Annotated in this window: 13 protein-coding genes; 12 read left to right on the top strand and 1 reads right to left on the bottom strand. The window is 51.9% G+C overall.

Annotated elements, in window-relative coordinates; genetic code table 11:
- Positions 1-294: 294 nt before the first annotated feature.
- The 10 genes from CWM47_RS06025 (at position 295) to CWM47_RS05980 (ending at position 9,698) form a co-directional block, all read left to right on the top strand.
- The gene (locus tag CWM47_RS06025) at positions 295-1,233 is read left to right on the top strand and encodes a class I SAM-dependent methyltransferase (RefSeq protein WP_100987125.1); all 939 of its coding nucleotides are present in this window, start codon (positions 295-297) and stop codon (positions 1,231-1,233) included.
- A 73-nt stretch (positions 1,234-1,306) separates the two neighbouring features.
- Entirely contained in the window at positions 1,307-2,146 is an 840-nt protein-coding gene (locus CWM47_RS06020) for a globin domain-containing protein (RefSeq protein ID WP_100987124.1), read from the top strand.
- Positions 2,147-2,201: 55 nt separating this feature from the next.
- On the top strand, positions 2,202-2,597 hold the full coding sequence (gene yiaA, locus CWM47_RS06015; RefSeq protein ID WP_100987123.1) for an inner membrane protein YiaA: 396 nt from the start codon (positions 2,202-2,204) through the stop codon (positions 2,595-2,597).
- A 43-nt stretch (positions 2,598-2,640) separates the two neighbouring features.
- Positions 2,641-3,846, top strand: coding sequence for a hypothetical protein (locus CWM47_RS06010; RefSeq protein WP_240625729.1), 1,206 nt, complete (start codon positions 2,641-2,643; stop codon positions 3,844-3,846).
- Between the two features lie 47 nt (positions 3,847-3,893).
- Positions 3,894-6,494, top strand: a complete 2,601-nt coding sequence (locus tag CWM47_RS06005) for a vWA domain-containing protein (RefSeq protein WP_100987122.1) — start codon at positions 3,894-3,896, stop codon at positions 6,492-6,494.
- A 207-nt stretch (positions 6,495-6,701) separates the two neighbouring features.
- Entirely contained in the window at positions 6,702-7,250 is a 549-nt protein-coding gene (locus CWM47_RS06000) for a DUF4468 domain-containing protein (protein ID WP_100987121.1), read from the top strand.
- 52 nt (positions 7,251-7,302) lie between these two features.
- Positions 7,303-7,665: a hypothetical protein gene (locus CWM47_RS05995; protein WP_100987120.1), complete on the top strand. Its 363-nt coding sequence runs from the start codon at positions 7,303-7,305 to the stop codon at positions 7,663-7,665.
- Between the two features lie 4 nt (positions 7,666-7,669).
- Positions 7,670-7,960: an osmoprotectant transporter permease gene (locus CWM47_RS05990; protein ID WP_100987119.1), complete on the top strand. Its 291-nt coding sequence runs from the start codon at positions 7,670-7,672 to the stop codon at positions 7,958-7,960.
- 59 nt (positions 7,961-8,019) lie between these two features.
- The gene (locus tag CWM47_RS05985) at positions 8,020-8,436 is read left to right on the top strand and encodes an Imm63 family immunity protein (RefSeq protein WP_157815908.1); all 417 of its coding nucleotides are present in this window, start codon (positions 8,020-8,022) and stop codon (positions 8,434-8,436) included.
- A 170-nt stretch (positions 8,437-8,606) separates the two neighbouring features.
- Positions 8,607-9,698: a DKNYY domain-containing protein gene (locus CWM47_RS05980; protein WP_100993756.1), complete on the top strand. Its 1,092-nt coding sequence runs from the start codon at positions 8,607-8,609 to the stop codon at positions 9,696-9,698.
- Between the two features lie 148 nt (positions 9,699-9,846).
- Here CWM47_RS05980 and CWM47_RS05975 read toward each other — a convergent pair whose 3' ends face one another.
- The gene (locus CWM47_RS05975; protein WP_240625728.1) at positions 9,847-10,098 is read right to left on the bottom strand and encodes a hypothetical protein; all 252 of its coding nucleotides are present in this window, start codon (positions 10,096-10,098) and stop codon (positions 9,847-9,849) included.
- A 209-nt stretch (positions 10,099-10,307) separates the two neighbouring features.
- Here CWM47_RS05975 and CWM47_RS05970 point away from each other — a divergent pair, with 209 nt between their 5' ends.
- Both CWM47_RS05970 and treY read left to right on the top strand, forming a co-directional pair.
- Positions 10,308-11,963, top strand: coding sequence for a cryptochrome/deoxyribodipyrimidine photo-lyase family protein (locus CWM47_RS05970; protein WP_100987117.1), 1,656 nt, complete (start codon positions 10,308-10,310; stop codon positions 11,961-11,963).
- Between the two features lie 541 nt (positions 11,964-12,504).
- Positions 12,505-15,276, top strand: a complete 2,772-nt coding sequence (treY, locus tag CWM47_RS05965; RefSeq protein WP_100993755.1) for a malto-oligosyltrehalose synthase — start codon at positions 12,505-12,507, stop codon at positions 15,274-15,276.
- Positions 15,277-15,351: the final 75 nt, after the last annotated feature.

Below are 15,351 nucleotides of genomic sequence, written 5' to 3'. Positions count from 1 at the left end.
CGGTTCGCGATGTCCACTGACAGCACAGCATCTCCAAAAAAGCCTCTACCGATTCTGTTAGAGGCTTTTTTGTGTCAACAGTACCGGCTGAATAATGCAGGGGTCAATACAGATGTCGTAAACGACTCAAGGCCAATACCGTACGGTTTAACGGCTTTCTGCTACTACTCAGTATCTATTTTTTGAGAAGCAGGCACCCGCCCGCCACTTTTACACCATAATCGCCGGCAAAACTATCCGGCCATTGAGCAGACCTTGATTCTTTACTCCATAACCAATTAACCAGCACCACAAATGGAAACTATTACCTACACCCCAGGCACTTCACTGATGAAAGCAGAAATTGAAAAACTGGTCCGTCAGGGCGGTCCCGACGTACAGGATTATCAGCACGTCGATAACCTGATGATCCGGTTAAGCAGCCAGTTCCGGTCGGGTTTGCTGACCGACGACGAACTGACCAGCATTCGGACGGAGTTTGGCACGACTTTATCGAACCAGACGATGCAGGGCTTTATGCTTAACAAACCACACGGCTACGCGGGCGACTTCGAGATTATCGAGCGTATGTACACCTGGTACATCAGCCCCGACCAGCCTTACACCAAGTGGGATCTGTTTCTACAAAATCACGCAGCCTGCCGGGCCGTTCGCAATCGCAAAACGTACTTTAAAGAGGTCGTAAAGGCATATATGCAGCGCCATAACCGGAGGGAAATCCGACTGCTTAATTTAGCCAGTGGCCCCTGCACTGAACTGGCTGAGTTCATCGCCGAAAACCCCGATTACCGGATCATTGCCGATTGTGTGGATCTAGACAGCAACGCCATTGCGTATGCCAAACCGAAGTTTGCCGGTCACACCGATGATATTCGATTCATCCAGAAGAACGTGTTTAGGTTCATGCCGGATCGTCAGTACGATATGATCTGGTCGGCGGGTTTGTTCGACTATTTCAACGACCGGCAGTTTGTGCAGCTCATCAGCCGGTTTGCGGAGTACCTGACAGCCGAAGGTGAACTGATTGTCGGCAATTTCGCCGATAACCATCCTTCCAAACCCTATATGGATTTAGTGGCCTGGTCCCTCAACTACCGGAATACAGATCAACTGCTACAGCTGGGTCGTAAAGCCGTCGGCGATGCACACCCGGTTCGTGTTGGCCAGGAACCCGAAAAAGTAAACCTGTTTCTGCACATCGGCGGCCGAGTCAAAACACATTCTTCCATCTGAATCGTGTAACTCAGGTCTTTCCTTTTGAACAGCTTATCCGTGTTTTACATCCCTTCCTCTAATCATAAACCCAATGACTCCCGAACAGAAACAACTCATCAAAGCAACCGTACCGGTCTTAAAAGAAAACGGCCTGTTGCTGACCACACACTTCTACCAGCGCGTTTTTTCGGTCAATGCTGAACTGAAGAACACCTTCAACATGGCTAATCAGGAGAATGGCCGACAACCGACAGCCCTGGCGATGGCCGTGCTGGCTTACGCTGAAAACATCGACGACCCGTCAGTTCTGCTATCCACATTACAGCGCATTGGCCACAAACACACCAGCCTGGCTGTTCGGCCCGAACACTATGCCGTTATTGGTCGCCACCTGATTGCGTCCATCAGTGAAGTGCTGGGTACGGCGGCAACCCCGGCACTGCTCGATGCCTGGACGGCGGCTTATAAACAACTAGCCAGTCTGATGATTGGCATCGAAGCCGATTTATACGCAGCTCAGGTAACGAAACCAGGTGGCTGGACGGGCTGGCGTCCGTTTATTGTCAATGCCAAAATCGCGGAGACCAATGGCAAAACCACCTTTCATCTGTATCCTGCCGACGGCGGAACAGTGGCTAATTTTGGGATGAGTCAGTACCTGAATGTACGGCTGTTTATGCCCGAGCTACAACTGTTTCAGCCGCATCCGTACCGCGTTGAAGGTGCGCCGAACGGTCAATATTACACTATTGTGGCCAAACGCGAAACGGGCAAAACTGGCAGCGTTAGCAACTGGCTTCTCGACATTGTGCAACCCGGCGATCACCTTGAGCTCAGTGCGCCCGCCGGGGTTTGCCCGATGGGAGCGCCTGCCGAAAAACCAGCCCTTGTCATTCGCGCGGGCGGTTGCCCGATGCATCAGGCGGCTTAATGCCGCCAGTATAAATCCATAGTATTCCATAACCACTAAATCACACCCAACAATCATGAACCAACAACCATCCGGGGCATTTATTGCCGCTGCCTGGGCCGCGTTATTTGCCGGACTATTAGCCTTTAACATCGGGCTATGGAACGCGCAAATGCCGTTAAACGAAAAGGGGTATTATTTCACGGTACTCATGTATGGCCTGTTTGCAGCCGTTTCGGTGCAAAAAAGCGTACGCGACCGACAGGAGGGTATTCCAGTCACCGCAATCTATTACGGTCTGAGCTGGGTATCAGTGCTACTGTGTCTACTGTTGCTTACCGTCGGCCTGTGGAATGCCACGCTGACACCAAGCGAAAAAGGCTTTTACGGTATGTCGTTTACACTAAGCCTTTTTGCCGCTATTGCCGTACAGAAAAACACGCGGGATGCCCAACCCAGGGGACAGGGGTGATTTTCGTGCCATTTTACACCTGTCATAATCCTATATTAGACCCATGTTTTTATTACGCACTATGGCCACCTGGACCAGCTTTCTTGCCTTGCTGGGCTGTTCGTCAACCGCTCAGAATCAGACTGTTCGCGGACCGATGTCCATCAGTTATTCGCTTGAGCGGGATTACCGGCTGAACCTGTTCACCAACAATAGCAGCGGCAACCTGATTGGCACGCACACAACGTCTTATTTCAACATCAACTATCAGGGTAAGCCAGTCGTACTGACCAGTAAAGAGGGCAAAAAAGCGCAAATCTGGGAGGCCCGGTTTCTGACCGACGCCCCGAAAACTGCCATTCTGGCTACCAGCAACAGCATCTTCCTGATTACTGACGATGCGGGACAGGTACATACATCGACCGTCGTTGGTGATGTGGGCGACTTGTGTACCTACCAGTGGCTCGACAGCGAACACGGGCAACCTGGCAGAGCACAGAGCAGCACGCCGACGGACAATTCAGGGGCATCCCGATTTCTGTCGGGTGGGCGTTTTTTACTGGTCGATGAGCGTAGTGTCCTGGACGTACACACGCTGGCGATTTACCCGTTCGATCTGATTAGCGAGGGGTCGATAAAGCGCACCGACGGCTTTGTTCGGGTTAGCACCAGGCTGGTTAGTTTCTCGCCCGGCAAGACACAATTGGTGTTTCTTGGCACCCGCTATAACAACCAACGCAATCGGTCGGAGTATGCAATGCTGGGTGTCGATTTTGTAAAGAATCAGGTATATGCCGTTCCATTCCGTCCGTCGGACATGCAGTTTATCTGGGCTGAAGACGCAACATCCGATTGGTTTGCCACTTATTTTGACTGGACAACGGACAGCGGGGGCAAAGAAATCCTGAGCGTACATCCCTACACGCAGCACCCGCCCTGGCACGGTCGGTGGGCGCAGGATCCGGGTGAGGGGCAACCAATTCGCTACGAGCTAAAGCCGGTGCTGCCCGGTATGTTTGATCACTTCATGAGTTGGGCTAAAAAACAGTATCCAGCTATCGAGCCCAGAGTGGAGCGATCTGAGGGTATGATCAGTGCCGTGTTCACCATCAATGGGTCTGTATTCAACCTCTACGTTCGTGACGACTACAAAAGCCTGAGTCTGCAAAGCACAGACCAGACGCTGCTCAGAACCATTGGCGATCAGTTTGACGGAGAGTTGCGCAAAGGTCGATTTCAGGAGGGGTTTAGTGAGATGGACCCCGACTGATTCAGAATAGTCTTATCATAAATCGTTGACTTTCCCGCCTGTTTATTATGCAACCGTATGTGTACTTTCTCTTTCTAATTTTCGCTTCCGGCTGGGCAGCGGGCCAACCCGTTCGGGAAACACCGCAGCAGTCGCTTAACCGCTATGTGGCTTTCCTGAATCAGTCGGCCGACGAGCTGGCAGGGCGTTTTCAACTGTTACAGGGGTACTATGCAGCCGCTTATGTAGCGCCTTCGCAACCCCACCAGACCTCCACCTTGTTACTCCGATTGCCGTCGTCGGGACCACTGAACGATTATAGCTACCAACAAGCTTTGGTGAGCGATGGTCTGACACCCGCCGAAAAGCAGCGGCTCACCAGCACGACCGAATCGCTGTGGGGCTGCCTGGCGAAGCTCGACCAAACAGCAAAGGCGCTGGAAACCTACGTTCGTCTCAATGATTACCAGCGCGATAACCTGCGCCAGTCCGATGTGCTGATTGGCCAGATGCAGTCGCTGTTTGTGCAGTTCGCTCAGGAACGGGCTGTGCTCATGAGCCAGATTAGACGGGTTTACCGTCGGTATCAACCCTTATTGAACACCGACGTATATCTGGCTACGGAAGATGGCATGGACCGAATTTTACATAGCCAGCAGCAGTTGCTCGATACCCTTACGTTTTACCTGCGAACCAGTGACCCATCGGACTGGCCGGTTGAGCTGGTGCAGCAAAGCATACTGGCCGATGCGAAGGTGCTGGACAGTTTTGACAACAACCCGCTGGGGATAGCCTACCCGGCTTCCGGGACGATTGTTCCGTTCAGGGTCGCGCTCCAGTCCATCCAGCAACTCAAGCGCGACGCCGTAGATGGCTACACGGTTGCCGCCCGGCAATCATCCGAGCATGGGAACGCCTTTTACCGCGCACTCCTGATGCACTACAATCAGGATTTACTGGCGGCCCGTGACGGATTCGTCAACTATAGCGTATCGACCAAACGACTGCTCCATTCACCTAAACTTACCCCGGTTTTTAGCCTCGCCAAGCCTACCCCATCCGCCAAAAACTCAGGACAAACACCCGCTTTTCGGGACATGGAACCGGTTGTGTTTACGATTAAACCGGCTACTTCACCCGCGTTGAAAACCACCGTTCAGGTTCTGTCTGGATACATTGAGTTTATTAACGAATCATTGCGGCAGATGCACCGGATTCAGCTTCTGATCCGCAATTACCAACCCACTGCCGAGCGCTATCGGAACCCGGCTGACGCGGCAAAACGCGCCCCACTCACCTACACGTATAATGAGGTCATCCTTCCGGTTTCGGCCCACCAGCTCCTGCTCACGACAAGCCGATCCATTCCCATGCCCTATCGCGCATCGGTGACGGGTCAGTTAGACGTGCTGTTTTCGATGCTGACAGAAATGGACGGCCTGAGCACTGAACTGGTCCGCTATACCACCGAAAAACAGTATCTACAAGACCAGTTGCATCGTTCCGATGCTATTCTGGATCGGTATGCCGATCTGTTCGACCTATTCGATCAGAAAAAAGAACGGCTCTACACGGACATACGGCGTATCTATGAAAGTTACCCACCTGCCAGCCGAACGAGTGCCTGGTATGTATCGGGTCGGGCACTGCTGGCCACCATTGACCGGGACCGGGAAGCCCTTTTCGGGGTAAAGAGGTACCTGAAAGCGCAGAGCGATCACCTACCGGCGATGGACTCGGTCACGGCCCACGCCCGAACGCTGATAGCCGATGAATACGCCAATCTGAACGGCCTCAAACGCTACGGACGAAGCAACGGCCTGTGTCCTTATTCGCCCTACGAAGATGTAGCCGAAAACTCGCTCCGTTTCGAGAAGGTAGTGGCGGCCGTGAAGCCCGTTACGTCGTCAACGAATCCGTTTGAGTCGGCTTATTACTTCTACAACAACGAGTTAATCTACCAGTACAACAAGTTTAGTGAACTGGCTCCAGCGGATGTACTGCCGACGATCAACCAACCCGATTTGTTTGTCTTTCGGCGGCAACCGCCTATTGACTCCGAAAAACCGGTGGTTCAACCCGTTGAGTCAACTGTTCAGCCGAGCAAGCCAGAGTCGCTGGCGGGTTATGCGCCCAACAACATGATCCTGTTGCTGGATGTTTCCTCTTCCATGAGTTCGCCCGATAAACTGCCGTTATTGAAGCAGTCGATCAAGTCGCTGTTAACCCTGCTTCGTCCCGAGGATCAGGTTTCCATTGTGGTCTATTCGGGGAAGGCACGGGTAGCACTCAAACCCACATCAGGAGCCAACATGGCCGAGATTAGCCGCGTCGTTGACGAGTTAAAATCAGATGGGGATACCGACGGAAATAAAGGCATCCAGTTGGCCTATAAAACGGCCAATAAACACTATATCGAAGCGGGTAACAACCGGATCGTACTGGCAACAGATGGCGAATTCGACATCAGCGACGACGTGCAGGCATCGGTTGCCGAAAACACTCAACGAGCTATTTTTCTGACCGTTTTTACCTTCGGCAAAGCGGAAGTCAACGGCCGAAACCTCCGAAAAATTGCCCGTTCCGGCCAGGGAAACTACATCCACATTACACCCTCAAACGCTGCCCAGCAACTGATTCTGGAAGCACAGGCTACCAAAATGCCCTAAAGTAATGGGCCATCGGAATGGTACGCTTTTCGGTAACTGCCAGACTTACTTATCCCACAAAAACGATTCATTGCCAGCCCATTACGGTTGATCTGTCTAAAACTGGCAACTCGGCTATAAATTATTGCCGCACGGTGTAGGCCTACCCACCTTTGTGTCATCAAAACGCCCTGTCGGCACAATACAGGACATAAACTACACCTCACCATGCGTCTTTTTCTCATCGGCCTGCTCATGGCCTGCCTCGTAAACTCCAGCTACGGAATCGTGGATTGTCCACCGGTTATCACCAACGGAAAACTACAGGGCATTCTGCCGGTGGTGAATCAAAAAGTAAGCTACTCGGACGTAGTCGACTGCGGGGCTGTGTCTCAGGCCGATCTGTTCCGGCGCGTCCGGTTGTGGGCTACCCAATCCTGCTATTCACCCGGTGACACGTTCTCGCTGAGCGACAGAGAAACCGGCGATTTGGTCGGGCGGGTGTCGCAGGTGATTACGCTGCCCCGTTCGGAGCATTCAGCCGGTGGCGTTTACACGTTTCGGTACAGCTTTATTATCGAGTGTGCTAATCGCAAATACCGGGCAACCATCACCCAGCTTGATGTACTGGAAAGCGGGAACAGACCGGCTGCCATTGAGAACTACTGCCAGAAAAATGAAGCGGACCTTCAAGCCATTTACACAGCTCTTGATGGCCAAATCAACCGCAAACTGACCTCCCTTCAGGAATACGTAAAAAATTACAAACCGTTCTGACGATCGGCTTAATTATCAACTTGTAATAAACTAGCTAAACCACTTTACAATTATGGCAAACGAAAAAACGATCATCGACGAATGGGCGGTAAAGGACCTCGAAGACGGCTCATCACTGACCATTACGGCCGTAAAATGTACGAAACTGGGCAACCAGTCGCTACCCGGTATTCAGGTACTCTATATGGGCCACATCGTCAATTACGAGCCGTTGGCCGTAGAGCGGCTGGCATATCAGGCTGCGAAAGCGGGCGTTGAGGAATACCTGCTGGACGATCACTCATGGATGGTGCATGACGATCAGTTCGTCAAAAATTACCTCGTGCTGGGTTCACCCCTTAAAGCCAAAGTAGCCGTGAAAACCCGTAGCTCCAAGGTGATCACCAAAGAATACGAACTCCCTTTTGCTGTATAAACCCATGTACTTATTCTGGACTTTATGGGGTATCGACGCGCTGATTGCCATCACCCTTGTTTATTTCTTTTTTATCGGATTAGGTGATGGCACCGTTTCGTCATTCAATATCCTACTCTGGTTGATGATACTGGTCGGTTTGGCCGCGCTCTTGGTGGGTGGCTACTGGCTGTTTACCCACCAATATGCCGTTCTGGCCAAACTCCTGCTGGCTTTACTAGCAGTGCCCGGCCTACTCTACGGCCTGTTTATGGGACTTATGCTTCTCGGCGGCAATTCAAGCGGCTGGAAATGAGTAGGGAAAGGCTTACTACCCAAGAGGACACACATTCTTTCAGGATCAGGAATAAGACAATGACGCTTTCAGCAATAAAAGAACAGGTAGATATCCTGGGAGGGCAGATCAATGCGCCCCACCATTTGTACCCGACCTATGGCCGTTCGGCCGATGGGGCACTGCCGCACATCGAACTTGATGGCTCCGATACGTTTCATTTTGTCGTGGTGGAGCGGGGTCAGGAGCTGGAACGACGAACGACTACGGCACTCGACGACCTCTTATACTGGATTTTTGACACAATCACCTTCTCGATGGCCTGTACATTTGAACTGGCTAACCGAAATCATGCGCAGGACTTTAGGCGGATATTGTTCAGCCATCAGGAAGAACTTTTAGGGCGCATCAACGTGAATTGGCAGGAAAGAAAACGGACCAATCACAACCTGACTTTATCCAGGCATCCTTTTACGGATGCCGTCTTTAACGCCTAACGTAAGGGCACAACCTTTCTACACCCCACCCATATGACAATCTGGAAACTGCTTACGTACATCAACTGGCTGCTTATTACGATCTGGGGAGCCCTGTTGCTGGCTCGCTATATTACCACGAACTGATGGCAGATGTCTTCCGCTTTTTCAAACTGATTTGTTTCCTGGCCATGAAATCACTCCACATCCTGCTGTCAATTCTCGGTCTGGGCATGCTGGTGTCCTGCAAAAAGTCGGGATATGAAACCAGGGATGGATCGGTTTATTACAAGGACTATCAACTTCGCGAGGCCGACTATGCTTCGTTTGAGGTGCTGAACAATGTCTTCGCAAAAGATAAAAAGCACGCCTATTACCGGGGCATTTCACTCACTGATGCCGATGGTGCCAGCTTTCGCGCACTTAATGACCACTATGGCAAGGATAAGACACTGGTTTTTTATTGCGACAACTACCTTGATTTTAAACTATTTGACACGAGTCGAAAGGATAAAATCATCCGCATGTATACGGCTGATGCCAATTCATTCGAGGTCATTGAGAGTGAATACGCTAAAGATAAAAATCAGTGCTACAATAAGGATACGGGCTTTGCTGTCAACGACCTGGCTTCGTTCCAACCACTCGACTATCGGTATGGGAAAGACAACGTGACGGGCTATTGCGATCTCAAACCGATACCCGGTAGTCACGGACCCTCGTTTACGGTGTTGACTGCCAACTACTCGAAAGACAATCAGCACGTTTATTACAGCTCGCGGGCCGCAGATGGGCCACCCCTTTTGGGCATACACCGGCTTGCGCTGGCGACTCCGGATTCATTTACGGTAATCGGCATGTATTATGCCACCGATCAGGTTCACGCCTTTTACAAAGACCACTGCCTGCCAGCCGCCGATCCTGCTTCGTTCAGGCAATGGGATGCGAATGAGATCAATTATGCCCGTGATAGCACGCATATTTATTTCCAGGAGAAACGAATTGCGGAAGCCGACAAGGCGTCGTTTAACTTGCTGCCAGATTTTTACGCGCAGGATGCTAAAGCCGTTTTTTATAAGCATACACCCCTGCCAGCAAGCGATTTAACGTCGTTCACTGTTCTGGAATATGGATACGCAAAAGACGTCAACCGGGTCTATTATGAAGGCAAGGTGTTGAAAAAGGCAGATCCCGCTTCGTTTGCGCTGGTCGGTAACGATGCTGACCGCGATGCGGCAGATAAGTATCATTCGTACAAAGATGGCCAGCGTATCAAGTTTTAGGAGCTACGAAGTGTTGTCAGGTGGCAATCAAAAAAGGCGCAGGCATTGATGAGTTTGAACTTCACCAACGCCTGCGCCTTTTTCGAACCTGCCTATGTGCAGGACAGACTGCCTATCGGGCTAGACAGCTTCCTGAAGAAGCTAACGATTAATCTTCTTTTTCCGGATTCGACTCACTACCGCTCTGGCTGCTGCTGTGGCCCGAATGGCCATGACCCCCTTTGTGGCTATTCTCGACCGATCCCGTAGCATCGTGCTCATCTTCGGTGCTTTGCTTGCTTTTATGCTTGCCGCGCGAGGTTTTACCCTGGGCTTCGTCGGGCAAGTTGTTATCTAATTCGTACTTTTTAGTGTCGTCGGCCGTCTCACGGACGGTTGGTTGAGTGGCTCCTTTGCTCATTATATTTGTTTCGTTTTAGTTGGAGAAGAACACGGACGGGCGCCCGATTGTTTATCTATAGATACGTGCATCGTTTCAGACGTGGAGAACTGTTTACCGGTTACCGGACAAAAAACACACCCACGAATAAACGTGTTATTACGTTCTGAAAACCCCTTCCCAGCGAGAGCCACCAGCCACTCGGGGACAAGCGGTTATTTCTTCCCAGCATGCCCAACCGACCAACCATTAATATACTCTGGTTCAAGCGCGATCTGCGTCTGCGAGACCATGCCCCCTTACAGGCAGCCATTTCTATGGGACAGCGCACGACCAGGCGCCCCTTGCTCCTACTCTACTGTTTTGAGCCATCCCTCATAGCCGATCCTAATTTTGATCTCCGTCATGGGCGATTCATACACGAGTGCCTGGCCGACCTCCAGCAGCAGTTGGCGGCTGTGATCCCGGCTCCCCAACCAGACAGCAGTCGGTTGGTGCATGAGTGGCTACCATTCGAATTCGAGGATACTGAAGAGGTTAGTCCACCGGAAACAGGCCCGCCCGCCATTTGGGTATTTTACCGGGAGGTAATGGATGTGTTGACTGTCTTACTGACCCAATTTACCATCGGCACGATCTTCTCCCATCAGGAAACCGGTCTGGCTGTAACTTACAACCGGGATAAAGCCGTTGCGCAGTTTTGCCGCGAGCAGGGAATTGGCTGGCACGAATTCCAGAGCAATGGGGTGATCCGACGCCTGAAAAACCGGGAGACCTGGGCGGCCGACTGGCAACAGACTATGCAGGCACCCCAGCAGCATCCGGACCTGACCCGCTGGTATCCAGCCAATGTATCCCCAGCCTGGTTTGAGACCGAGCGAGGGCCGGACCTGCCCACGGCGTGGCTGGTAGCGAACTCCTCATTTCAGCCCGGCGGTGAACATTACGGGCATCGGTACATGGCCAGTTTTCTTCAGGAGCGTATTGCACAGTATGCCATCTCCATCTCCAAACCGCTCGAAAGCCGACGGGGATGCAGTCGCCTGTCGCCCTATCTGGCCTGGGGATGTCTGAGTATCCGGCAGGTGTACCAGGCCCAGCGACAGACCGCCAAACACCCAACACAGGCAGGTTTGGGGCGGCAGTTAAGCGCGTTGGCCTCCCGGCTGCGCTGGCACTGCCATTTCATTCAGAAGTTTGAAGGCGAAGACCGCATGGAGTTTGAGAATGTGAACCGGGCTTTCGATGCCATCCAGAAAAACACCAACCCTGACCATTACGCAGCCTGGCGAGATGGGCGCACGGGTTATCCGCTCGTCGACGCGTGCATGCGTTGTCTGACAGCCACCGGCTATATCAACTTTCGAATGCGGGCGATGCTGACCTCGTTTCTAACCCATCATTTGTTTCAGCATTGGCAGGAAGGGGGCTGGCACCTGGCCCGGCTCTTTACGGATTTCGAACCGGGCATCCACTATGCCCAGATTCAGATGCAGTCGGGAATGACAGGTACCAATACGATCCGGATTTATAACCCCATCAAGCAGTCGCAGGACCATGACCCGCAGGGGGTATTTATCCGGCAATGGGTGCCCGAGTTGGTCAACTGCCCCCTTGCTTACATTCACCACCCCTGGACGATGCCTCCACTAGAACAGATAATGGCGCATTTTCAGGTCGGCATGGACTACCCCGCTCCAATCATCGATGCGACTATGATGGCCCGCCAGGCCCGTATCCAACTCCATACTCCCCGTCAAAGTGAAGTTGGCCAGGCCGAACAGGCCCGTATTTTGACCAAACATAGCCTGCCAACTCCAGACCATCCAAAAAAGAAGCGTCGTAAGCCGGGCAAGAACCGAAAGCGGGCCGATGTGGCGTCTTGACAAAGTGACAACCGGATTAACGCATTGATCCATCCCGAACGCCACCAACTGGTTTATAGGCGTAGCCATTGTTGGTACCCTTTCGTTAAATTTTTATGAAATCCGTTACGGGTAAACCATAAAAAGCGTCTATTGGCAAGTCAATGCGCGTGCCATCATCATCAAACAGATGATACACCAGCTAGTAAGACAGCCTTTACTGTGCAGGGGGAAAGTGGTTATCATAGTATATGACACAATTCGTACCAATAAAATGTTGTACCGTTGCCTCATTTTTCAATTTCACATACGGGTATTCCTTCGGGGGAGAAAAGTTGAAAGCCTGAACAGTACACAGGCACTATAGTAATTGCCAGGCGCAGGGCGTACATGGCCCTTCACAGGCAGTTGACGCCATTTTTTTATGTGTAATGCTCGACTCACCCCCTATTCAGTGGTTGCCACAAAATCTCTTTGTCGCTAGGCAGGGCATCCAGAAAGATGACCGGTTCTAAAACTATTAGGCTAAAATCCGAGTCGAATATTCTTTATGCTCAACCTGATGAACAATCCAATTTCTACCTACCGGATCCAATTTCACCGAGGCTTTACCTTTCGTGATTTTGAGGGTATCATTCCTTATCTCGACAAGCTGGGCATTCGTACCATCTATGCTTCACCAATTGCGGAGGCCGTGCCGGACAGCGTACACGGGTATGACTCCGTAAACCCACAACGCATTAATCCGGAGATCGGAACCCAGGCGCAGTTGCGGTCCATTAGTCGTCAGCTTAGCCAGCGGGGCATGCGCTGGATACAGGACATTGTTCCCAATCATATGGCCTTCCATCCAACTAACCCCTGGTTGATGGATGTACTGGAGAAAGGCCAGTTATCGCGCTTCGCTCCTTTTTTTGATATAGACTGGCATAGCCCTGTCCATAAAGGCCGCCTGATGGTGCCGTTTCTGGGTGAGTCGCTGGACGACGTTATTGACCAGAACCAGCTAAAAATCACCTACCGAAGCGGAACGTTTTCTATCACCTATTTCGATACAGCTTACCCGTTACATCTGCGTTCATATGCCACCATTTTGCAGGCTGGTGATGAGACGCCAACAGAAGCTGTTCAGGAATTGATTGATCAGATCAACCACCTCCGAAAACTACGCAAACCAGCTACATACGCCCAACAAAGCACAGCTTGCCAGTCGGCACTGGCCGGGCTGATGAAGGCCTCCGCAAGCAAAGCCTATATCAGGCGTTGCCTGAACGTTGTCAATGACACACCGGCCTGTATCTGGCAGATCGCCAATGAGCAGGCATATAGGTTGTGCTCCCATGCCGAAACCGACCAGCAGATCAATTACAGACGCTTTTTTACGGTCAACGCGCTCATCTGCCTCAACATTCAGGACCCAATCGTTTTTGATGCTGTTCATCAACTCCCGAAAGCCCTGCTCGATGCGGGTATTTTTCATGGCTTACGAGTCGATCATATAGACGGCCTCTACGACCCCAGGCAGTATCTGGACCGACTCCGGAAACTGGCGGGCAAAGATGCGTATATCGTGGTGGAGAAAATCCTGCAAAACGATGAAGTGTTCCCGCTGAATTGGCCGGTTCAGGGTGCAACGGGTTATGCCTATCTCTCGATGGTCAATAACCTGTTTACGCGCACCAGCAGCGAGGTCAGCTTCACCCGGTTTTATCAACAACTACTAGGCGAAAAAACGGCGGTACGGCAGGAGTTGCACGAAAAGAAAGCCTACATTCTCTACCAGCACATGCAGGGCGAGCTGGATAATCTGGATGCGCTGTTCCGGTCGTTGAACCTGGTTTCCAACGACGTACTGGCAACGGTTTCACCCGATCAACTGAAAGCGGCCATCGGTGATTTTTTGATTCAGTGTCCGGTCTATCGCTACTATGGCAATCATATGCCTTTAGACCGGGACGAGACGGCTGCGGTGGAGGGTATTTTTGCCCGAATCAGGCAGGCAAAAAAAGGGCATTCAACAGCCGTTGACCTGCTGGACGAAGCAATTCTCAAAAGACCACAATCAGGCAATGCAGACTACGACGAACGGGCATTGCGTTTCTACCAGCGCTGCATGCAGTTTACGGGCCCGTTGATGGCGAAGGGCGTGGAAGATACGTTGATGTATACCTATAATCGCTTTATCGGACACGATGAAGTGGGCGATTCACCGGAATATTTTGGCCTGACAGTCGATGAGTTTCATGAGAAAATGATTGACAGGCAAACGCACTGGCCACTGGCTCTCAGTGCGACCTCGACCCACGATACCAAACGGGGTGAGGATGTACGGAGCAGGCTGAATGTGCTTACCGACCTGACGGACGAATGGCTCGCCAAAGTGCAGGAGTGGCAGCAGCTCAACAACGAGTTGCGGCAAAAGGGAGATGGCGGGGAAATTCCAGACGAAGGCGCCCCCGACCCAAACGATGAGTACTTTATTTACCAGACACTCGTCGGCGCCTACCCGATGCCCGGCGAGTCCACCGCCACGGCGGACCAGCCGAACGTGGATGAAGTCGATTTTCCGGATCGCCTGACGGAGTATTTGGAAAAAGCGATGCGGGAAGCCAAACGCAACTCGACTTACAATGCGCCGAACGAGGCTTATGAGGACGCAACAAAAGCATTTGCGCTTAAGCTTTTGGACAAAAAAAGACCTTTCTGGGACAGTTTTCAGCAATTTCACCAACGAGTCGCTGACTTCGGCCTTCTCAATTCGCTGGCACAGGTGGTTCTTAAATGTACCTGTCCCGGCATGCCCGATATTTACCAGGGCTGTGAGGGGTGGGATTTGAGCCTGGTCGATCCCGACAATCGTCGACCCGTTGACTTCGCCGTTCGTCAAACGGGGCTGGATGACCTGCTGGCGACGGAAACGAACTGGACTGACTTGTGGGGAAACCGCTACGATGCCCGTATCAAACTCTGGCTCATCCATTCCCTGCTGGCCGAACGCAACCAGAATCCCGATCTTTTTGCCTACGGCCACTATATTCCGCTGACTGTGGAGGGTCGTTACAAAAGGAATGTGCTGGCCTTTGCCCGTCGGCATGAGCAGACTTGGTATGTCATCGCCGTGCCGCTGGGCATGGCTCAATTGTGCAACAAACTGACCGAGAAAGCCTTCTCCTTAGACTGGAAGGATACGCATATTGTATTGCCCCCCGAAGCGCCCAACAGCTGGCAGCATCGCTTACTGGCTAGTGAAGGTAAAGCAGACCAGGGAATTGCGCTCGCTGATTTGTTCAATGGCTTGCCGCTGGCGGTGCTCAAATTAGAAAAACGCTCGTAGGCTGGGCGTTTTTCTAATCTGGTATTCTGCCAACTTCACCACTGGTAATGCAGCGTATTTTTGGCGGAGCCTACT

The organism is Spirosoma pollinicola, from assembly GCF_002831565.1.
In the GTDB taxonomy this organism is placed as follows: domain Bacteria; phylum Bacteroidota; class Bacteroidia; order Cytophagales; family Spirosomataceae; genus Spirosoma; species Spirosoma pollinicola.
This window is presented reverse-complemented; position numbering and strand designations above follow the sequence as displayed.

Excerpts from the sequence above, each read along its gene's own strand:
- CWM47_RS06025 (WP_100987125.1), top strand. The coding sequence starts at position 295 with ATGGAAACTATTACCTACACCCCAGGCACTTCACTGATGAAAGCAGAA.
- CWM47_RS06020 (WP_100987124.1), top strand. The coding sequence starts at position 1,307 with ATGACTCCCGAACAGAAACAACTCATCAAAGCAACCGTACCGGTCTTA.
- yiaA (WP_100987123.1), top strand. The coding sequence starts at position 2,202 with ATGAACCAACAACCATCCGGGGCATTTATTGCCGCTGCCTGGGCCGCG.
- CWM47_RS06010 (WP_240625729.1), top strand. The coding sequence starts at position 2,641 with ATGTTTTTATTACGCACTATGGCCACCTGGACCAGCTTTCTTGCCTTG.
- CWM47_RS06005 (WP_100987122.1), top strand. The coding sequence starts at position 3,894 with ATGCAACCGTATGTGTACTTTCTCTTTCTAATTTTCGCTTCCGGCTGG.
- CWM47_RS06000 (WP_100987121.1), top strand. The coding sequence starts at position 6,702 with ATGCGTCTTTTTCTCATCGGCCTGCTCATGGCCTGCCTCGTAAACTCC.
- CWM47_RS05995 (WP_100987120.1), top strand. The coding sequence starts at position 7,303 with ATGGCAAACGAAAAAACGATCATCGACGAATGGGCGGTAAAGGACCTC.
- CWM47_RS05990 (WP_100987119.1), top strand. The coding sequence starts at position 7,670 with ATGTACTTATTCTGGACTTTATGGGGTATCGACGCGCTGATTGCCATC.
- CWM47_RS05985 (WP_157815908.1), top strand. The coding sequence starts at position 8,020 with ATGACGCTTTCAGCAATAAAAGAACAGGTAGATATCCTGGGAGGGCAG.
- CWM47_RS05980 (WP_100993756.1), top strand. The coding sequence starts at position 8,607 with ATGAAATCACTCCACATCCTGCTGTCAATTCTCGGTCTGGGCATGCTG.
- CWM47_RS05975 (WP_240625728.1), bottom strand. The coding sequence starts at position 10,098 with ATGAGCAAAGGAGCCACTCAACCAACCGTCCGTGAGACGGCCGACGAC.
- CWM47_RS05970 (WP_100987117.1), top strand. The coding sequence starts at position 10,308 with ATGCCCAACCGACCAACCATTAATATACTCTGGTTCAAGCGCGATCTG.
- treY (WP_100993755.1), top strand. The coding sequence starts at position 12,505 with ATGAACAATCCAATTTCTACCTACCGGATCCAATTTCACCGAGGCTTT.